The organism is Aquimarina rhabdastrellae (assembly GCA_947387485.1).
Lineage (GTDB): Bacteria > Bacteroidota > Bacteroidia > Flavobacteriales > Flavobacteriaceae > Aquimarina.
In genome coordinates, this window is sequence record CANDNT010000013.1 from 76,292 (window position 1) to 98,080 (window position 21,789).

The 21,789-nt window shown below is 32.5% G+C and carries 18 protein-coding genes; 4 read left to right on the plus strand and 14 right to left on the minus strand.

Annotated elements, in window-relative coordinates; all coding sequences use genetic code 11:
• Positions 1-41: 41 nt before the first annotated feature.
• The 10 genes from ACYEKI_RS16705 to ACYEKI_RS16750 all read right to left on the minus strand — a co-directional run bounded on the left by ACYEKI_RS16705 (position 42) and on the right by ACYEKI_RS16750 (position 13,843).
• The gene (locus ACYEKI_RS16705) at positions 42-2,528 is read right to left on the minus strand and encodes a TonB-dependent receptor domain-containing protein (RefSeq protein ID WP_459212347.1); all 2,487 of its coding nucleotides are present in this window, start codon (positions 2,526-2,528) and stop codon (positions 42-44) included.
• Complete coding sequence (locus tag ACYEKI_RS16710) at positions 2,509-3,873, minus strand: HTTM domain-containing protein (RefSeq protein ID WP_459212348.1); 1,365 nt, start codon at positions 3,871-3,873, stop codon at positions 2,509-2,511. The genes ACYEKI_RS16705 and ACYEKI_RS16710 overlap by 20 nt, the downstream gene beginning before the upstream one ends.
• A gap of 14 nt (positions 3,874-3,887) precedes the next feature.
• A complete protein-coding gene (locus ACYEKI_RS16715) occupies positions 3,888-5,006 on the minus strand; it encodes an imelysin family protein (protein WP_459212349.1) in 1,119 nt (372 codons plus the stop codon).
• Positions 5,007-5,119: 113 nt separating this feature from the next.
• Positions 5,120-6,325 (minus strand): DUF4856 domain-containing protein, encoded by a 1,206-nt coding sequence (locus tag ACYEKI_RS16720; RefSeq protein WP_459212350.1) that lies wholly within the window; start codon positions 6,323-6,325, stop codon positions 5,120-5,122.
• A 137-nt stretch (positions 6,326-6,462) separates the two neighbouring features.
• Positions 6,463-7,326, minus strand: coding sequence for a hydroxymethylglutaryl-CoA lyase (locus ACYEKI_RS16725; protein ID WP_459212351.1), 864 nt, complete (start codon positions 7,324-7,326; stop codon positions 6,463-6,465).
• A gap of 162 nt (positions 7,327-7,488) precedes the next feature.
• Positions 7,489-8,109: a LysE family translocator gene (locus ACYEKI_RS16730; protein ID WP_459212352.1), complete on the minus strand. Its 621-nt coding sequence runs from the start codon at positions 8,107-8,109 to the stop codon at positions 7,489-7,491.
• Between the two features lie 2 nt (positions 8,110-8,111).
• The gene (locus tag ACYEKI_RS16735) at positions 8,112-9,137 is read right to left on the minus strand and encodes a quinone-dependent dihydroorotate dehydrogenase (protein WP_459212353.1); all 1,026 of its coding nucleotides are present in this window, start codon (positions 9,135-9,137) and stop codon (positions 8,112-8,114) included.
• A 155-nt stretch (positions 9,138-9,292) separates the two neighbouring features.
• A complete protein-coding gene (locus tag ACYEKI_RS16740; RefSeq protein ID WP_459212354.1) occupies positions 9,293-10,072 on the minus strand; it encodes a hypothetical protein in 780 nt (259 codons plus the stop codon).
• Positions 10,073-10,092: 20 nt separating this feature from the next.
• A complete protein-coding gene (locus ACYEKI_RS16745) occupies positions 10,093-10,956 on the minus strand; it encodes a hypothetical protein (RefSeq protein ID WP_459212355.1) in 864 nt (287 codons plus the stop codon).
• Between the two features lie 10 nt (positions 10,957-10,966).
• Positions 10,967-13,843: a TonB-dependent receptor gene (locus ACYEKI_RS16750; protein ID WP_459212356.1), complete on the minus strand. Its 2,877-nt coding sequence runs from the start codon at positions 13,841-13,843 to the stop codon at positions 10,967-10,969.
• A 167-nt stretch (positions 13,844-14,010) separates the two neighbouring features.
• Between ACYEKI_RS16750 and pepT the strand changes: the two genes are divergently transcribed.
• Together pepT and ACYEKI_RS16760 are read left to right on the plus strand one after the other, a co-directional pair.
• The gene (gene pepT / locus ACYEKI_RS16755; protein ID WP_459212357.1) at positions 14,011-15,252 is read left to right on the plus strand and encodes a peptidase T; all 1,242 of its coding nucleotides are present in this window, start codon (positions 14,011-14,013) and stop codon (positions 15,250-15,252) included.
• 221 nt (positions 15,253-15,473) lie between these two features.
• Positions 15,474-16,355 carry a mechanosensitive ion channel family protein gene (locus ACYEKI_RS16760; RefSeq protein ID WP_459212358.1) on the plus strand — a complete coding sequence of 294 codons (882 nt, stop codon included), beginning with the start codon at positions 15,474-15,476 and terminating at the stop codon, positions 16,353-16,355.
• A gap of 71 nt (positions 16,356-16,426) precedes the next feature.
• Here ACYEKI_RS16760 and yajC read toward each other — a convergent pair whose 3' ends face one another.
• The 4 genes from yajC to ACYEKI_RS16780 form a co-directional block, all read right to left on the minus strand.
• Positions 16,427-16,720 carry a preprotein translocase subunit YajC gene (gene yajC, locus ACYEKI_RS16765; protein WP_459212359.1) on the minus strand — a complete coding sequence of 98 codons (294 nt, stop codon included), beginning with the start codon at positions 16,718-16,720 and terminating at the stop codon, positions 16,427-16,429.
• A 6-nt stretch (positions 16,721-16,726) separates the two neighbouring features.
• Positions 16,727-17,206: a DUF1573 domain-containing protein gene (locus ACYEKI_RS16770; protein ID WP_459212360.1), complete on the minus strand. Its 480-nt coding sequence runs from the start codon at positions 17,204-17,206 to the stop codon at positions 16,727-16,729.
• A gap of 50 nt (positions 17,207-17,256) precedes the next feature.
• Positions 17,257-18,168 carry a transcription antitermination protein NusB gene (locus tag ACYEKI_RS16775; protein ID WP_459212361.1) on the minus strand — a complete coding sequence of 304 codons (912 nt, stop codon included), beginning with the start codon at positions 18,166-18,168 and terminating at the stop codon, positions 17,257-17,259.
• 118 nt (positions 18,169-18,286) lie between these two features.
• Positions 18,287-19,390: a Glu/Leu/Phe/Val dehydrogenase dimerization domain-containing protein gene (locus tag ACYEKI_RS16780; protein ID WP_459212362.1), complete on the minus strand. Its 1,104-nt coding sequence runs from the start codon at positions 19,388-19,390 to the stop codon at positions 18,287-18,289.
• A gap of 142 nt (positions 19,391-19,532) precedes the next feature.
• Here ACYEKI_RS16780 and ACYEKI_RS16785 point away from each other — a divergent pair, with 142 nt between their 5' ends.
• Complete coding sequence (locus ACYEKI_RS16785) at positions 19,533-21,290, plus strand: ABC transporter ATP-binding protein (protein WP_459212363.1); 1,758 nt, start codon at positions 19,533-19,535, stop codon at positions 21,288-21,290.
• 79 nt (positions 21,291-21,369) lie between these two features.
• Entirely contained in the window at positions 21,370-21,747 is a 378-nt protein-coding gene (locus ACYEKI_RS16790) for a PUR family DNA/RNA-binding protein (RefSeq protein WP_459212364.1), read from the plus strand.
• The last annotated feature ends 42 nt before the right edge of the window (positions 21,748-21,789 follow it).

The window sequence follows — 21,789 nt, forward strand, 5'->3', positions numbered from 1 at the left end:
AATATAATTATTTATAACAATTCTAAATAGCTATATTTTTCTTAAAATTTAAATTGTAAAGTCGTATACCATGTTAAAGGTTCTGCCGGAATGATCCCCGGTCCTGGATATCCTGTCGCTCTACGAGTGAAATATGTATTGTCTAAAACATTATTTACACCTGTTTCTAATTTCCATTTTTTGTAGGTATACGATAAAGAAACATCCATTATATCATATGCAGGAATCTCCCCTTCTATTCCTGATTGTGATCGTGGTTCTGCATCCGCATTACTTGCATCTGTAAATTGCTCTGATAAATAGGTATATTGAATACTCCCTAAAAAGTTTTTATATCCAAATTTAATTCCTGTTTTGATATTTACATTGGGAATAAATTCTACTTTATTACCATCAATATTGTTACTTTCATTTTTAGAATTTGTGTATTCTGAGTCTGTAATTGCTGTATTAAGATAATAGTTAAGCTTTAATCCATCATTTTCATAAAAGAATGTATTCTTTATATTCCAATCCACAAATCCCTCAAAACCATAAATAATTGCATCTCCTGTATTGGTTCTAAATTGTACTAGATTAGCTGTTTCTATTTCTTCTCCTTGCGAATTAAAACCTCTTTCTGGTTGTAAAATAGTACCTATACGATCATTATACGCCAAAGCAAAAACATCTGCATCAAAAGATAATATATTATTTAGTTTTCCTCTTACCCCTAAATCTGCAGTAAATCCTTCTTCATCAGTAATATCTGGATCAATTTGTAATGATGGATTGGTCACACGTATATCACTAAATGTTATTGATCTGTAGTTTTGTGAGATATTACCATAAAACTCTAATCCATTATCTTTTTTATAGCTTGCTCCTAACCCCAATAAGACAAACGAACGCTCAAAAGTTCTGTTATCACTAAGCGATTCATCTAGAATCACATCATCTGGAGAAAGTCCTGTAAGGATTCTTCTATAATCCCCTTCACTTTCTGTTTTTATATATTCAAACCGCACTCCTGGTGTTACAGAAAAAGCATCTGAAAGATTAAAAATATTTTCTCCAAAAACAGCTACATTAGTATTAGGAAACTCAAACTCTGATTGTCTATTAAATGCAGGGAATTGCTCTTCTGCAAAACTAAAATCAGCATCTGTTCCAGCTGTTCCTGGCCCTTGTTTTGAATCATTTTTAGTTTGATAATATTTACTTCCAATTAAAAACACAGCATCTTTACTACCGATCTTATATTTTGATAATAATCTAGCTTCTGCTCCCCAGTTTGTAAAATTATCGATCAATAATTCTCTTACTGTTGGCTCTAGTAAAAACGGATCTTCTTGACTTACCCTATTCTCTCTATACCCTAATGCTTTTCTTGACGCGTCTAATCCAAATAAGTTTAAACTAAAATCTGTTTTCTCAGAAAATTTATGTTCTAATTTTAATGCATATAATTTCCAATCTACTTCAAACCAGTTACGACTACGGTTACTAAAAGTGGGATCTTCTTCAAATTGACTATCCGTTAATCCTCCTGCTTGTTGCGCTAGATAATCTAAATATGTAAACTCAAAACTCAGTTTTGTCTTATCAGTAAATTGATATCCTATATGTCCAAAATAATTTTTTGAATCAAATTCAGAATTAGGTCTAAATCCATCTCCAGATTTATAATTGAAATACGTATAATAACTAAATTTACCTACCGTACCACTCAAACTATTAAAACTCGTAAACAATCCATATGATCCTAAAGTCTGTCTTGTGATTAACTCTATATTTTTATTAGGATTAGGCTTTTTAAATTTAAAATTAATGAGTCCTCCAAATTGAGGTCCGTATTGAAGTGAAGCCGCTCCTCGTATTACTTGGATTTCGCTTAAAGCTTCTGCTGGAGGAGTATAATAGTTTTCTGGATAACCCAAAGCATCTGCACTGATATCATATCCATTTTGTCTGGTATTAAAATTTGCCGTACGATTAGGATCTAATCCTCTTCCTCCTATATTTAATTGCAATCCAGCATCTCCATTTTCATAGATATTAAGCCCTACTACTTGTGAGTAAATTTGTCGTGGACTATTTGCCGCTAGATTACCTGTAATTTGATCTACCAATACAACTTCTGTTTTCTTACCTGCATAAATAGCTGTTCCTTCAACAGGTTTAAGACGTTGTAACCCGAATAGTTTTTCTCGTCGTTGAATCAAAACTACTTCGGACAACTCTTCTCCTAATGGTTCTAGAGCTATAGTTATCTGAGTATCTCCAGAAACTGCAACTTGTTTTTCTTTTACATTATATTCAAATGTAAATACTGCTAATGTATAATTACCAACTTCTACATCTTCAAATATAAATGCTCCGTCTTGATCTGTAATTTTAATTTCTCCTGTATTCTTATTATAAACCTCTGCGTTTGGGATAGGTTTATTTTCGTTTGAAGTAATTTTCCCCTTAATACTGTATTGAGCTTGAATAATTCCGGTGATTAACACCAAAACTAAACATAAACTAAAGTCCCTTAATTTCATCCTTAAATGGTACGATCCAGTCTTTGTGACAGAAAGATTCTTTTTTAGTTAATAAATTTACTGTAGGATCTATGTATCGTGTACTCCTTCTTCCGTTAAGTGTTACATAGCTATCTACATATATTTCAATATTCTCTACGCCTTGAGCGGTAAAATGTTTTGCCAGATATTGTGCGTATTCCAACATAAAATCTGGTTGTGTTGCCATTTGTTTTTCTTGAAAAGTGGTCAAAAACTCTTTATTATCAACATAGAATTGTTCTTTGGTCACGCCATTGACAATTTTAAATTCTGTGTATCCCACTTTTTCCATCAACATCACTCTCCACGAAAAACGATATCCTTCTTCTGTCCAAAACAGTTCTCCTGGATATCCTAAATAACGCCACGGCAAAAGTAATTGAATCCCTATAAAAACAGGCAATATTACTCCGTAAATTTTACGGGTAATAGGCTGTAGTTGAAAGTTCTTTTTATTATCAAAATAAGATTTATTTATTCTGAAAACATCAGCTATTTTTTTGAGTATACTATGATGTAATGAGGCATTAAAAAAGATAAGTGTACTCACTATCATGATATACGGAAACATCCCTATAGGAAATAACACTCTAGTGATCACATGGAAAAACACTACTGCAATAAAGCCCAGTATTCTTGTTTTTCTATATAATAATAAAAACGGAATGGTTAGATCATATAATGCACCTCCCCAACTGAATCCATAATGAATCCATTCTTGTTGCATTAAATCTCCTATTAACGGAATATCATATTTTGAAGGCAACCACAATTTAAGAGGCATTGCTCTATATAACCAATCAGAATTAAGTTTGGCCAAGCCTGCATAAAAATATACGATCCCTAATAAAATTTTAATACTATCAATTGCCCAATTAGGTACTTGTTGCTTTGCTAAATCCTTATTTCTATATGCATCTACAGAAAAATATATTTGTGCTGGTAAAAAAAGCATAGCAAAACTCACTACCGAAATAAAGTAATAATGGTTTAGATACGTAGTTTTATCCATTAATTCGATATAGGTAAAACTCAGGAAAAAAAGCAATATGGATATTCTATACTTATATCCTATCATTACCATCAATGCTGCAAGTGCACAAATCAAGAAAATAACATACGTATAATTTCCTATAGGTTTTGCCCATTCAAATCCATAATATGAAAAAAAGAATTTCGGTTGAATATAAAGACTATCTATCCAGCCTTTACTCCAAAACCTGACAATGCTCATAAACATCATTGCCCCAAATAAAATACGAAAGACCGCCAATGGGGCAGCCTCTGTATTTGTATTTAAATATTTTTTAATTCTTGTAATCATATAATATCACAATATTAGTCTCCGTCATTATCTTGGAAGATAATATTGATGTTTAATGCAGATACCATATCACTTTTAAACAGCACTACTACTTTTTGTAGTTCATCAAATGTTTGTAATAAAACTGTTTTATCATCTGTTAATTGCGTAACAAAGTTATTATTCAATTGTGATGCTTTTTGTTCTATTGCATCAAACTGATTATTTATTGCTGTTGCTATATTATCTCCTCCTGCAATACCATGGATATAATTTAGGTAACTAGCTAAACTTTCTCCAGTTGTAGTAGAAGTCACATGACGCCCATTAAAGAAGCTATTTGAAGCTAAAAGTGCTTCATTAAATAATTGTTTTGATACATCTTCTTTATAAAAAGCTTCTACGTTTTGAGGTAATACTGTTCCTGTTCTAGCTCCAGACGGAATTGCAATTTTACCTTCTCTTAAATATCTTTCGAAATATTCTATATAAACATTAACCATAACGTTTACAGATCCTGCAGAAGTATTTGCTATATTGGATACAAAAGTATCCCTATACCCTCCATTCCAATCTGCAACAACTTGGTTTGTCAAACTTACCATTCTCGTCACTACATCTGATAAATAGCTTTTATAATTTGCTGCTACAGCATCTGTAGTATATTTTTCTAAAATAACAGCATCAGTATCTCCTAAACCATTAATTAAATAGTCCAAAGCTGGAAAACCTTGCTCATTATTTGATGAAGGTAATTCTAAATTATACGTTCCAGAAGCTATCTTACTATCTATCTCGGCAACATCTGCTCTGTAAATATTTGTCCAGTTTCTTAATGCTAACTCATCTGCTTTTCCTATCTCAAACATTGATACTCTTTGCCATGAAACATATGCTGCTAACCATGCTGTACGCAATGCTTCTAAATTTGTTTGATCTGGTGTCGTTGTAAATGTATTTGTTGCTGCTTCTAGCGCAGTAAGTGTATTTTGATATGCTTCATAAGACGGAATGATAATGTTATCTGCCCAATTGGCAAGCATCGCTCCTCTATCAAAATTGTCAGTTGTATTACCACCTCCTGAGTTGTCATCACTAGAACCGCAGGCACTAGCTAGTACTAATACAAAAAGTGCATAAATAATCTTTTTCATCCTTACAATTTTTATTTATTCTTAATTAAAGTCATGCAAAAATAAAAAAAGTAGCCGAAATATTACATTATCAGCTACTTTATTCTTATGCTTTAATTATTTTAAAACCTTAATTATTCAGCAGCTTGAGCAACAGTAAAGTCAAACTTAGCTGCGATAGCATTAGATATAGCGTCTAATGTTGCTGGAGTTACATCCCAAAGTCCGTTTGCTCCATCACTCATCAAGTCATTGATAAATCCATCAACTTCTGCTCTTGTAAAATAACTTGTTCCAGTCGTAGGATTTTGTGTAAAACGTAATGAATATACAAATCCATATCCTTCAGATAAATCGTGGAATGCTGCTCCCATATCTGCAGGGGTTAAGTTACCTTTACCTTGCTGTAAGTAATATACAGCACGGATTGCTATAACTTCAGATATTTTTTGCTTAATGATATCAGCTTGAGCATCTCTTACATCATAATTCTTAGCTACGATTGCTGCTCTACCTAGTTTGAATGCATTCCAGATATCTGCTGCAATTCCTTCAAAGTCAGAATCTCCTTCTACTCTACCTATATATTTATTTAAGAAGCTATCTCCACTACCGATTGTAGGATTAGGGTTTTCTCTATCTGCTGCAGTACCATAAAGGTATCCATAAGCTTCATCCCATTTATGCTCCATTGTAGTATAAGTTTTACCTTCTGCTACAGTTCCGTTATTGTTATCTTCTCTGTTTGTACCTTCGTCTAATACTGCAGTACCTAAGTAGTTATTTAAAGCTTGATCAGCCATCAATGCTCCGATCAATCCTTTATTAAACGCTTGGTTTAACTCAAGTCCTTTTTCGTTGATATAACGTGGCGTTGTATCATCTAAAATCTGACCTGCAACACCTGCTGAAGCTGGTTCACCCCATCTTGGGAATACATTGTTTACTTGATCAGCAATATATCCATCAAAAGTCTCTTTGATTTGAGTAGCTTCAGTAGTATTTGTAGAAAAATAATCTCTAGATGCAGCTGTTTTACTTCTTGCATTTTTACCAGATGCATTTAAATCTGCTTCAGCAAAATCGTTAGCTCCTTCTTGGTGGTTAAACATAGCATCAATAACTGCTTCTGTTTTTGTTTCATCTTTTAAGGCACTGATTATTTCTTCTGCCATTTGAATACGCGTAGTTTGTCCACTGAAACTTACTGTTGATTCTCCATTTCTTTGGAATACATAAGTAGCAGGTGCTTCAACGTTAACAGTTCCCGAATCATCATCAGATGAACAAGATGCTAAAACTAATCCAGCTAGGGCAAGAGTATAAATAGATTTTTTCATTGCTTTTTATTTAGACTTACTTTAAATAATTAATCGATTGCAAACGTAATACACATTTTGCAATTACACAAGCTTATCTATACTAAATCTAAATTAAAAAAGCGTTTTTTTAATTTTATATGATAATTATCACTTAATTAATGGTATACAGAAAATATTTTAGTAGCTTCATTATGAGAAGATTCAAAACTCATCGTTCTTATATTGGTATCTGCTTTTTCAGCAGTAAAATATGACAACATTTTTTCGGTAGGCATATTTCCTGTTAAATCATCCTTTGCCATAGGGCATCCTCCAAAACCTTGTATAGCACCATCAAATCGACGACATCCTGCTTTATATGCAGCATCTACTTTTTCATGCCAGTATAACGGGTTGGTATGTAAATGTGCTCCAAATTCAATATCAGGATATTTAGGAATAAGATTACTATATAAATACGTAATTATTTCTGGAGTCGAAGATCCTACTGTATCTGACAAGGATAGTATTTTAACTCCCATACTATTCAGTTTTTCTGTCCACTCTCCTACAATCTCAACATTCCATGGATCTCCATAAGGGTTTCCAAACCCCATAGACAAATACGCTACTACTTCTTTATGAGCTTGATCTGCTATATTTAAAATTTCTCGTAAAGTTTCAACAGATTGCGCAATCGTCTTATGTGTATTACGCATTTGAAAGTTTTCTGAAATAGAAAAAGGGTATCCTAAATATTGGATTTCTTTATGTTGCACAGCATCTTTGGCACCTCTTACATTGGCTATAATTGCTAATAATTTACTTTGCGTTTGTGAGAGGTCTAGTTGGGCTAATACTTCGGCAGTATCAACCATTTGAGGTATTGCTTTGGGCGATACAAAACTTCCGAAATCTATAGTATCAAAACCACAGCGTAATAATGATTGAATGTATTGTACTTTTTTCTCTGTAGGAATAAACATTTTTATTCCTTGCATAGCATCTCTAGGGCATTCAATTATTTTTACTTTTTCCATGAACTTGAATCACATTATTACAAAATTCTCAGTAAACAGTTTTTTTTCTGCTTATTCAGTAAAAATACTATTATTTTCTTGAAAGTCTATTTGTATTCTATTTAAAAAAATCTCAAATTTTTACTTGATATACTTCAGTTTTTCAAAACGTATTGATTTTCATTATTCTGGCAATAATATATAGAGTCCTATTCCTATAAAAACTACAATCTGAAACCATTTGAGAACCAAGGTAGCTTTTGCATTATTTTTTAAAAACACATTAAGCATTCCTGCTAATAAAGCTATAGCTCCAAAAATCAAAAATGCTTGTGCCATAAAGGCTATACCTAGCATATAAATTTGCCCCATCACATTTCCTTGTTCTTCTTTAATAAATGCTGGAAAAAACGCCAAAAAGAAAATGGTTACTTTAGGGTTTAAAACATTCATGATAAACCCTTGCTTAAACAAAGCCCAACTTGTTTTCTTTTGTACTGTTCCAGAATCCAAATCTATTTGATGAGGCGCTTTGAATACTTTATACGCCAAATATAAAAGGTAACCTGCTCCTAGTATTTTTATCCCTAAAAAAATATACTCAGATTCCTTAATAATAGTTGATACTCCTAATGCAATTAAAGTCGTATGAATTAAAATCCCAGATACCAATCCCGCAGTGGTTGCTATTCCATCTTTTTTTCCATGACTTATACTTTGCATTAACACATAAATATTATCTGGTCCTGGAGAGATGGTTAAAATCATTGAGGCAACCAGAAATGGTATCAACTGTTCTATCATATTTATTTTCTTTTTAAAATAGCTTTATTAATATCTTTAATCAATTGTGGTCCTTCATAAATAAATCCTGTATACAATTGTACTAGACTTGCTCCTGCATCTAACTTTTCCAGTGCATCTTTGGCTGAATGAATCCCTCCTACTCCTATAATAGGAAACGCTTTGTTACTTTTTTCTGATAAAAATCTAATTACTTCTGTAGATCGATGTGTTAATGGTTTACCGCTTAAACCACCCATCTCTTTAGTAACTTCTTCGTTACTTTTAAGGTTTTTACGTTCAATAGTAGTATTAGTCGCGATGATTCCCGCTATCTTGGTTTCCTTTACTATTGTAATAATATCTAGTAATTGATCATTATTTAAATCTGGAGCTATCTTTAAGAGAATAGGTTTTGAATTTCCTTTTTCTTTATTCTTCTCTTGTAATGTATTTAATAATGCTGTTAAAGGTTCTTTATCTTGAAGTGCTCTTAAATTAGGAGTGTTAGGCGAACTTACATTTACCACAAAATAATCTACATAATCAAACAATGCATCAAAACAAATTTTATAATCTTCTACGGCTTGTTCATTAGGAGTAACTTTATTCTTTCCTATATTTCCACCTATTAATACTCCTTTATTTTTCTTTAAACGTTCTACTGTAGCTTCTACACCCTCATTATTAAATCCCATTCTATTAATAATAGCCTGATCTGCTTTTAACCTAAATAAACGCTTTTTGGGATTACCATCTTGTGGTTTAGGTGTTACAGTTCCTATCTCTATAAAACCAAAGCCAAAATCACTTAGCTCATTGTATAGCTTTGCATCTTTGTCAAATCCTGCTGCTAATCCTACTGGATTTTTGAATGTTAATCCAAAAACTTCTCTTTCCAATCTAGGATCATTTACTCCATATATATTTTTAATAATTGATCTCGTTAGTGGTATTTTACATAAAGATCGTACCATTTTAAATGTCAAATGGTGTATACGTTCTGGATCGTATTGAAATAGTATCGGGCGCAGTATAGATTTATACATTGTGTTGTGTTGTTTTAGTTTGCGCAAAAATACGTGTTTATCCCATTTTTAAATCAATTTACCTTAATAAAATTTGTATTATAAAAAAGCCTCAAATTGTATACAATTTGAGGCTCTTCTTGATATGTGAAATATCTTATAGTTTTATTAACTTCTTACAGTTCTGTAAAAGTATAGCTAACTGCTCCTGTTCCTGCGTCTGTAGCTTTTTCAAATGTTAAAGGAAATCCTGATAATACTACTTCTTTATTGTAAGTAGCAAAACCTGCATCAGAAACATCTGGATGGATTACTAATACTTCATATGGAATATTATCTCCTGTTGCTGGAGTAAAGAATCCATTGAACTCTACTATTTCTACAGAATATGCTCCATCTGCTGCTGTACCTGGGAATGTTACTGTCTCAGAACCAGTAACTCCTTCGCTAGATACAATTGTGAATCCATTAGTATCTGATTCTCCAGTTTTCACAAATAAATCTAAATCATAAGCATTACCATCAAAAGTAATTCCTATAAACGGGCTATCTGCATCTTCTGGTCCTCCTATAATTCTTGTTGTATTATTGTCTACATCAATATCAAAATCTGCGTCATATAATACTTCGATATCATTTAACACTACCTCATTGATTTGACCTAATGCATTCGTGATCATGATATCGTATGTTGCTACTCCAGCGTTAACTGTTTCATTAAAAACAGTACCATTAACGGTATAAGTTAATAATGCATCTTGAGTAAGCGTTGTTCCTAAATCTACTGTAACAGGATGTTCTGTAGTTGCTACAGAAACAATCACATCTCCTGTTGTAGCCAATTTTACTTCGTTAATATTTCTAGGTGTAAATATTACATCATCATCTGTATTACAAGATGTAAATGCAAACATAGTGAGTACTGTAAGTACTAATATATATCTAAAATTCTTCATCTGTCTAAATCTTTAATTTATTAATTCGTCTGTGCTAATGTATACGTTATAGTACCATCACTATTGATTACTTTATCTACTAATAAAACGAATCCGTTTTCTGTAATCGTACGTGTATACACTTCTTCACTTCCGTCAGGGAAAGTTATTGTTAAGGTATAATCCAATGGAAATGCACCATTAAACTCTTGTACAAAAAGTGAGAATCTACCTTCGTCTGTAGAACTTGCCCAAGTAAACTCTTCTGGATTTGCAAAAGTAACTCCCGATCCAACTAATAAATCGTTATCTATAACTCTATCTGTATAGAATAATCCAAAATCTGCATCAAGTGCTAAGGGGAAATCTAATCTAAATGCTACATCTCCATCTGCTACGGTAACAACTCTTGGTAATTCGTCTACTACATTAACTTCTTTTGTTAAATTTTCTCCTACAAGATATGTTTCTATAGAAGATCCTTGTGTAACAAAATCTTTGATTTTTAAAGTATATACCTCACTAAAATCATCAATATTATCATTTACAAAAGAGAAATCTGCTGTTACTGTTGTTGTTCCTGCCGGAACTGTAACTGATTGCGGAATTGAAACTTCTGTAATCACAGAATCATCTGCTGCGATAGTTTCTATAGAACCATCTGAAGACGTTGCTTCAAAAACTAATTCTCCATCAAATGGTAATGCTTCAGATAATACAATCTCTACACTTGCTACTCCTCCATCTTCTAATACTACATCTTGTGTATCTGTATTCGTAAAACCTACAGTTACTTTGTGAGGAGTCACAACTAATTCTTCGTTTGCTACATCATCGTCAGAATCACATGAAACTATACATGTTGCTGCAAATAAACTAAGGGTATATAATATATATTTTTTCATCTTTCTCTTTTTATTTTAATACGAAGTTCAATCTAGCGAATAAGAATCTACCACCAATACCAAATTGTTGTGCTCTTCTTGACCAATCAAATCGTCCACTACTTCTATTATTTTGAATTCCTGCTACATCAGGATTTAGATCTGTAGTAGAAGCTCTATCTGGATAAATATCAAAGATATTATTAGCTCCTACTGTTATTGTAAAGTTCTCTGTTGCTTTAAATCCAAAAGATAAATCTGTTACTACCTTACCACCAAACTCATCTTGTAAACGTGGATCATTATTTGCTCCTGTTACTTCTCCAAAATATACATTACGTAAGAAAGCATTAAAACGTCCCATATTCAATGCATTTGTTAAGTTTACTTTTGTACGTGGTACAGACTCTTCTAAATATATTCTTGATGTTTCATCAAAGAATGTATCTATCTGTCCTGATTGCGCTAATACTTCTGAAGCTTTTGTAGCTCCAACTTTTCTTGTTTGAGAGAAGGTACCTGCCAAATCAGATTTTAATCTCCATCCATTTGCAAAGTTTGCTTGATGAGTAATTACAACATCTAATCCTTTTGATTCTGTATCTATAGCATTAGCAAAAAATGCAGCTTTCTCTGCCGAAGAAGATATTTCGCTAGGTACATCAAACTGTCCTGTCAATACCACTCTGTCTTCTATCGCTACAAAATATGCATCTGCAGTAATACTAATATTTGCCGAAGGAATTTTTGCTGTAAATCCAGCACTAATACTTTGAGAAGTTTCTTCTTTTAATTCTGGAATTCCTAAACGATTTGCAATATCAGAATCATTTGAGAATGTTCCTACTTCTACTGGCTCTCCATCATCACCAAATAACGTCGATACAGAGTTAAAGTTTAACTGGTGTAATGATGGTGCTCTAAATCCAGTATTAACTGCTGATCTAATGTTGAAGTTTTCTCCTATTTTATATCTAGAAGCTAACTTAAAGTTGATTGTTGATCCAAAATCACTGTAGTTTTCAAATCTACTTGCTGCACTTACTAACCATTTTGTAGTAATATCTGCTTCAAGATCAATATAAGCTGCTACACTACTTCTATTTCTAGACAATTCATTTTGTGGGCTAAACCCAGGAAATACCTGTGATCCTAATGGTCTAGCATTCCCAAAGAAATCTGTAGGTACAGTTTGAGAAACACTAGTTACAGGGTTTCCTTCTACATCATATAATGTATAAGAAGCTTCTTCTCCTGCAATAATATCATATGCTTCGTATCTGTGCTCCCCTCCAAATGCTACATTAAATCCACTTAATACATCTTCATAATATTTACGTACATCTAAGTTTGTAGTGTTTTGAGTAAAAGAAAATCCTCCTGCATCAAAAGTAGTTGGAGATGCAGTTCCTAATGAAGCATTAGAAGTATTAGAAATTACAAATAAGAAAGAGTTTCTTCCCCATGTATTACTAAAATCAACATCCCAGTCACCTATCTTACCTTTAATTCCTGCAGAAATTGATTGATCTTTAATGTTTGAATTAATTTCTGGTAAGAAACCATTAATATATAAAGGAGTATATGCTCTTGCTTGATTTGGTAATCTATAGAATCCTGCAGAGTTTCCTTTACGTGTACTTAATCCTGCAAATGAGTATAACTCTGTTCCTTTATCATCTAATGGTAAAGACATATTAGCAAAGAAACGTCCTCCTCTTAACTCTGATTGTCCAACTCTCATGTTATAATCAGAACGCTCTTGTCCTCTTACTAATAATTCTTCTTCTGTAGTATCAAAGTTTAATAATGATTGTAATGCACTTACATCAGACGCATTATTAATTTGATCTTTTAATCCTATATCAAAGTGAGTTACCCCTCTTGAGAAGAACTTAATTTGATCTATACTTAGGTTACTGATATCAGCACCACTTTGAGCAGCCACCCATTCAATAGAATTATATCCATTAAATATTTGACCTTCCCATTCTTGCATACGGCTATACGCTTCTCTATAATCAAAGTCTCCCGTAAAATTGATGAATCCTCCATTTTTTCCTAATGGTAATCCATAACTAGCAGAAATATTTACAGTTTCTCCATCTACTCCTCCTTCTTGCTCATTTGCATTTCTAGAGAAATTTGCACCAGTAGTTACTGCTACGTTTAATTCGTTTGTTGAATCATTTAATACAATATTAATTACCCCTGCAATTGCATCTGATCCATATTGTGCTGCTGCACCATCTCTTAGTACTTCTATTCTTTTTATCGCAGCTGCTGGAATAGCATTTAAATCTGTTCCAACATTACCACGACCAAATGTTCCATTTACATTTACTAAAGAAGAAGTATGTCTTCTTTTCCCGTTGATTAAAACCAATACTTGATCAGGTCCTAATCCTCTTAATGATGCTGGATCAATATGATCTGTACCATCAGAAATAGTTTGTGTGTTTGAAGAAAAAGAAGGCGCCACATAATTTAAAATTTGATTTAAGTTAACTTGTGGAGATGCCTCTGCAATTTCTTTAACATCGATAACATCAATAGGTACAACAGATTCTACAACAGTTCTGTTTGCACTTCTTGATCCTACAAGAACGATCTCGTCCAATGCTACTCCAGATTCCATAGTTACATCTACTACAGTCCCCGAAACGGTTACTTCTTGTGTTTTAAATCCTACAAAAGAAAATACCAATATCGCTCCTTGGTCAGCTTTAATTGCATATTTTCCGTCATAATCTGTTACAGTTCCCGAATCGCTCCCTTTAACAATTACAGAAACTCCTGGTAAAGGCTGTGATTGATCGTCAAGAACAGTCCCAGAAATGTCTTGAGCCGATACTGCTGCTGTTAGCCCCAAAGAAAACAGCAACAAAAAGATGTAATGTTTAAACATATAATAATAATTTTTTAATTTGGCCAAAGGTAATTGTATTTATATTCAAATGTTACATTATCATCAATATTTTATGAAAATATGTGGTAAAACCGTAAACATAATATCAAAAACAATACATTTACCACAAAACATATACTTTTTTAACACAAAAAATTCATTTTAAGATGATTTCAAAACAAAATCTCATCGATCGATTTGTAAGTTATGTTACTGTAGATACCGAAAGTGATCCTAATAGTATGACTACTCCTAGTTCAAAAAAACAATGGGATCTAGCACATCAACTCGTAAAAGAACTAAAAGCTATTGGTCTTGAAGATGTTACTATAGATGAGAATGCTTATATCATGGCTACTTTACCTTCTAATGTTTCTCATGATGTACCTACTATAGGCTTTATTTCTCATTTTGATACTACTCCAGATTTTACTGGAGCTAATGTCAAACCTCAAATCATCAAAAATTATGATGGAAAGGATATTGTATTAAACGCAGAACAAAACATAGTTTTATCACCTGATTATTTTGAAGACCTATTATTATATAAAGGACAAACATTAATCACTACCGATGGAACTACACTACTAGGTGCCGATGATAAAGCCGGAATTGCAGAAATTATTTCTGCAATGGAATATTTAGTTCAACATCCAGAAATCAAACACGGGAAGATACGTGTTGGTTTTACTCCAGATGAAGAAATAGGTAGAGGTGCTCATAAGTTTGATGTAGAAAAATTTGGAGCTGATTGGGCTTATACGATGGATGGTAGCGAAATTGGCGAACTTGAATATGAAAACTTTAATGCCGCAGGAGCTGTTGTTACTATTAAAGGTAAAATCGTTCACCCTGGTTATGCAAAAGGGAAAATGATTAACAGTATGTATATCGCTCAAGAATACATCAATGCCTTACCTAGAGAAGAAACTCCAGAACAGACTAGTGGTCGTGAAGGCTTCTATCATTTATATAGTATTAAAGGTGAAGTCGATCATACTACTTTACAATATATTATAAGAGATCACGATCGTACTCACTTTGAAGAGCGTAAACAATTTATGAAGAATATAGCTGATGATATCAACAAAAAGCTAGGTGTCGATACTGTTGAGATTGAGATTAAAGATCAATATTTTAATATGAGAGAAAAGGTTGAACCAGTGATGCATATTGTTGATATTGCAGAAGAAGCTATTAAAGAAGCTGGTATTACTCCTATTATTAAACCTATTAGAGGTGGTACTGATGGTTCTCAACTTAGTTTTATGGGATTACCTTGTCCTAATATCTTTGCTGGTGGTCATAATTTTCATGGAAGATATGAATATGTTCCTGTAGAAAGCATGCAAAAAGCCATAGAAGTAATTGTTAATATTGCTCAAATTACTGCAAAACGTAATGCATAAATAAACCTTCTCTATATAAACAAGCAGGTCATTAAGACCTGCTTTTCTTTTTTCTTATGGTATTATTTTACTCAAAAACTACAATTATATATTTACCATAATCACACCACCATAAAACCATAACAAACACATTTACAACACAATAAAACAAAACCATTATTCTTTTCCTTTAAATAAAACTGTAACTTGTATTGCTAATAATCAAACTAAAGCTTTTTATTATGCAAAACACTACAAGTCAAGTATTAGATTCTACAGTTGCTGCTACTACAGCTACAGGAACTACTATTATGGATTCTTTGAGCGGCTTTTACTATTCTATTCAAGCAGGTATAGGTCAATATGGTCTAAAAATTCTAGGAGGTATACTTGCTCTAATCATTGGTTTATGGATCATTAAAATGGTTATGAAAGCTATTACCAAAGCGTTTGACAAAAGTAAAATCGATCACACGTTAAAACCTTTCCTTGTTACACTTGTAAATTTTTTACTAAAAGTATTATTATTCATTTCCATTGCTGGAATAGTAGGTATTCCTACTGCCACCTTTGCCGCTTTACTTGCTGCTATAGGTTTAGCTATAGGTGGCGCTTTTAATGGATCACTAGGACATATGGCTGCTGGAGTAATGCTATTAATTTTTAGACCTTTTAAAGTTGGTGATCTTATCGAAACTGGTGGTAAATTGGGGTTTGTTAAAGAAATCTCTGTCTTTGTAACTATCCTTGAAACCTTTCAAAATAAAACAGAAATCATACCTAATGGTGCTATTACTTCTGGCACGATTACAAATCTAACTACTATAGGAAATTTAAGAGTAGATATGCCTTTCGGGATTCAATATGGTGCAGATATTAAGAAGGCAAAACAAATTGTACTGGATGTTTTATCAAATGATCCTAATGTATTAAAAGAACCAGCTCCTCGAGTTGCCGTTAATAATTTAGGTGCAAATGGGATTGAGTTATTAGCGTTGCCTTATGCTAGTTGCGAAACCTATTGGGATGTATACTGGGATACTCGTCAACAAATTGTTGAAGCTTTGGGAGCTGCTAGTTATGATGCTCCACTACCACAACGTATTGTTACTATGAAAAGTTAAATCCTTTTATTGATATACAAAAAGAGCGATAATTATAAATTATCGCTCTTTTTATCTTTTGTAGCTACAGCTTATTTTTTCTTTTCTGGAGCTGGAGCATTTAATTTTTGACTCATCTCCATTGATATAGCAGATTTATCAAAAGTTAATTTTCCTGATCCAGTCTCAATAATTACTGTATTATTTTTTTCGCTAAGATCAAAAATCTTACCATGTAATCCACTTTTAGTTATTACACGATCACCTTTTTTTAATGCGTTAGCAAATTCTTTTTCCTTTTTAGCTTTTTGCATTTGTGGACGTATCATAAAAAAATACAATACCACAAACATTAAGACAAAAGGAAGTAAACTTTGAATATCCATATATTATTAGTGAGCTGCTGGTGCTCCTGCTGCTGGATTAGCTTTAGGAGTTACTAATGCTTTAATTTTGATCGTTTCTTTACCTTTTTCAGTGTTTGCTACGATAGTAACAGTCTTAGTTTGAGCGTTAGGTTTTCCATTAGAGTTAAATTTAACTAACATCTCTCCTGTTGCTCCTGGTGCTACTGGTTGTTTTGGCCATTCTGGAACTGTACATCCACAGCTTCCTTTTGCACTTACAATCACTAATGGAGATTTTCCTGTGTTTGTAAATGAGAATTTGTGCTCAACAACATCTCCCTCGTTAATTGTTCCAAAGTCATGCTCAACTTCAGCAAAAGTCATTACTGGGAAATTAGCTTCTTTTGCATCACGTTCTGCTGCACTAGCTACATTTTCTTCTTTTACTTTTTCTGCTGCATTTTCTTTACATGATGTGAATGCAAAAGCAATAACACCGGCTAGAATTAAGATTCCTTTTTTCATTACTTGAGTTTTTAATTTTTGAAAGGGTTAAATTTACTACTTTTTTTAAATTACATGAGTCCACGACCCATTTTATTTAATTTATTACTTTGTTTGTATTCTTTGGAAATTTTGTCCAATATACCGTTGATAAATATACTACTTTTAGGTGTACTATATTCTTTAGAAAGTTCTAAATATTCGTTAATAGTTACTTTTACTGGTATTGACGGGAATTTTAAGAACTCACAAATTGCCATTTTTATATTGATTTTATCCAATTCGGCAATTCTATCTTTATCCCAATTTGGTGTCTTTCCTTCTATTTCTGCTTCAAATTCTACACTATTTAATGCTGTTTTTCTGAAAAGATCTAACGCAAATTGTTTGTCTTCAAAATCCTTGAAAAGTTTTGGCAATGGCATATGCTCATCACTACTTTCTTCAATTTTACGTAAAAACTTAACTATAGTCGTATTGATTACTGGTACGTCATCAACCCAAGTTAAACGCTTATCTTCTATATAATCGTATAATTTATCATTAGGAGCGATTATTTCTTTGAAGATTTCGATAACAAATTCCTTATCTTCTTGAAAAGAACTTTCATTAGTACTCATGTATTTTTTATAAATATCACTTTCCTTAATTTCATTCCAAAGAATAACTATATACTCATTGTCAAGCTCCCAATAATTCAATTTCTTACGTTCAACTTGTTCTTTTAAAGGAAAATTATCTTCCAATAATTGAAAAACGTCGTTTGTGATAAATTTTTGGTTTGGATTTTTCTCTTCTGTAGTCGCTAGAAATTTGTTTTGACTTTTAGTAATAAAGTCTTCTACGTGTTTACGAATCTCTACTAATAATTGCAGGTTAACTAGAAGTAGGTCATACATTTGATCCATACTGTGTAGTAGGAACTTTCTCTCTTTATCAAGGTTGTCACTATTAGCTTGCTCCATAGCATAGAGCGATTGCATTACTTTTACTCGAATATGTCTTCTGGTTAACATAAATTACAAAGAACCGTTTTTAAAATTAAAAGAGCGAAAGTATTGTACTTTCGCTCTGCAAAAATAAAATTATTTTTTATCTCTTCTAGCTTAATGTTTCTTTTTTTCTAGCTGCTATTCTTTCTTCAGCTTTACGTAAAGAAGCGGCATGAGTTGTAATTCCTTCTTCTTTAGCTTTATTTAAAATATCTAATGTTGTATTGTAGATATTTTCTGTTCTCTTCATGATTTCTTCTCTACCGTACCCTTCGATCTCTGCATATACATTAATGATTCCTCCTGCATTAATTAAGAAATCTGGTGCATACACAATACCTTTTTGTTGTAATAAAGGTCCGTGGATATTCTCATTTGCTAATTGGTTATTTGCAGCTCCAGCAATAATTTGAGCTTTTAATTTACCAATAGTAGCATCGTTTACAGTAGCTCCTAGAGCACATGGCGCATAAATATCCATATCTGCTGTATAGATATCTTCTCCTGTGTAAATTTCTACACCATATTTAGAACTTACTTCTTCTAGACGCTCTTGATTGATATCAGTGATGATAACCTTTGCTCCTTCTTCTGCTGTAAGACGTACTAATTCTTCTCCTACATGTCCTATACCTTGAACAACAACACGCTTACCTTCTAGTTTATTAGTTCCATATTTAAACTCGGCAGCAGCTTTCATTCCCATATACACACCGTATGCAGTTACAGGAGATGGGTTTCCTGCTCCACCTTTAGCTTCAGAAATTCCTGTTACATAAGGAGTCACTTCTCTTACTGTATCCATATCAGATGTTTCCATCCCTACATCTTCTGCAGTATAGTACTTTCCTCCTAAAGTATGAACAAACTCACCAAAACGCTTCATTAATTCTGGCGTTTTTTGTGTTTTAGCGTCTCCGATAATTACAGCTTTACCTCCACCAAGGTTTAATCCTGTAATCGCAGACTTATATGTCATTCCACGTGATAAACGCAATACATCATTTAATGCATCCCATTCTGTACTATAATTATACATTCTAGTTCCTCCTAAAGCTGGACCTAAAACCGTATTATGCACCCCAATTATTGCTTTTAAACCTGTATCTTTGTCGTGACAAAAAACTACTTGCTCATGATTATCAAAAGATAACTGACCGAATACGGGTGCTTCTTTTTTTAATTGTTCTGCTGTTAGTACATCTGTGGCCATTATTTATATTATTTTAATATGTTAGAAATTATATAATTACCAAAATCGGTGCGTAAAAATACACTTATTTTATTAATTTACGATTTTTTATTGACGATTTATAGGAATATACTAAGACAAACCTTTTAATACTTAATACTTTATGCGTGCTTTACGCCATCTTAATAAATACTTTTTTAAATACAGATACCGCCTTCTTATAGGTATTATCATCACCATAACTGCTAGAATTTTCACAATTGCTGTACCTAAATTTGTAGGGGATTCTGTTGATATTGTAGGTCGTTACATCAATAACGAAGTAACAGATATAGCTATTGTAAAGAGTAAATTGATTCTTAATATCTTTTTAATTCTTGGATCTGTTCTTGTAGCTGCCTTTTTCACTTTTTTAATGCGACAAACTTTTATTGTAGTATCTCGTTATATTGAGTTTGATCTAAAGAATGAAGTATACCAACACTATCAAAAACTGTGTCTTACTTTTTACAAAAACAATAGAACTGGTGATCTTATGAATCGCATAAGCGAAGATGTCTCTAAAGTTCGTATGTATTTAGGACCTGCTATTATGTATAGTATTAATACACTCACCTTATTTGTTATAGTTATAAGTTATATGATAAGTATAGCTCCTACATTAACATTATATACATTAGCTCCTTTACCTGTTTTATCTTTTTCTATTTATAAACTTAGCGTTGCCATACATCAACGCAGTACCATAGTACAAGAATACCTATCAAAGCTTACTACTTACACTCAAGAAACCTTTAGCGGCATCTCAGTAATCAAAGCTTATCATATAGAACCTAGCATAAGTACAGAATTTGCCACTTTATCTGAAGAAAGTCGAAATAAGAATATAGATTTAGCAAAAGTACAAGCGCTATTCTTTCCTTTAATGGTTCTTCTTATCGGAGTAAGTAATATTATGGTTATTTATATAGGTGGTAAACAATATACAGAAGGAGTTATTGAAGATCTGGGAGTCATTGTGGAGTTTATTATTTTTGTTAATATGCTTACTTGGCCTGTAGCAACTGTAGGTTGGGTTACTTCTATTGTACAACAAGCCGAAGTCTCTCAACAACGTATTAATGAGTTCTTAAAACAAGAACCTCATGTAGTAAATACCATAACTACTCATACTCCTGTAACAGGAAATATTCGTTTTAAAAATGTCTCTTATCGTTATGATGATACACAAATCACAGCGCTAAAAAATATCTCTTTTGAAGTATCTCCTGGAGAAACTATTGCTATTATAGGAAAAACTGGTTCTGGTAAGTCTACAATTTTAGACCTCATTGGACGTTTATATAATGTGAGTTCTGGAGAAATTTGCATTGATGGTACTCCAATTGATCAACTCAATCTATATGATCTAAGAGATAGTATAGGTTATGTTCCTCAAGATGCATTTTTATTTAGTGATACAATCATGAACAATATTAAATTTGGTAAAGAACATGCTACAGATGAAGAAGTTTATGCTGCTGCCCAAAATGCTGTTGTTCACCAAAACATTGCTAATTTTAATAAAGGTTACGATACGATTTTAGGAGAAAGAGGGATTACCTTATCTGGAGGTCAGAAACAAAGAGTTTCTATTGCACGAGCATTAATCAAAGAACCTGCTATATTTTTGTTTGACGATTGTCTGTCTGCTGTAGATACTGAAACTGAAGAAGAAATTTTAACAAATATTAACAAATTAGCCAAAAATAAGACCACTTTTATTGTAAGTCACAGAGTGTCATCGGTTAAAAATGCCGATAAAATCATTGTTTTAGAAAACGGTCAAATCATCCAACAAGGCACTCATAATCAACTTATAAACAAAGAAGGTCACTATAAAGATTTATACTTAAAACAGCTAAATGAGAAAGAATTATAATTTTTTAGTTGTTTGGATAATATTTTTTTTAGATTTTTGAATCAAACATTACGAACTAATTAATTAAGAAGACGGAATTATGAGCGATAATGAATTGATGGAGAAAGAAGAAATTTTCTCAAAAGTTTTAAGAGCAGGTAGAAGAACTTATTTTTTTGATGTACGTGCAACAAAAGCTGGTGACTATTATTTAACAATCACAGAGAGCAAAAAGTTCACTAATGATGATGGATCTTTTCATTATAAAAAACATAAAATCTATCTATACAAAGAAGACTTCGCTGGTTTCACTGAAATCCTAAATGAAATGACTGATTATATCATTAATGAAAAAGGTGAAGAAGTAATTAGCGAACGTCACCAAAAAGATTTCCAAAAGAATTACAATCAAGATTCTCACGAAACTGTAGGTGCTTCTACAGGAAGTTTCACTGATGTAAGCTTTGACGATATTTAATCTAAAACATTTAGATTAGTTAAATTTATGCAAACCGCTCCT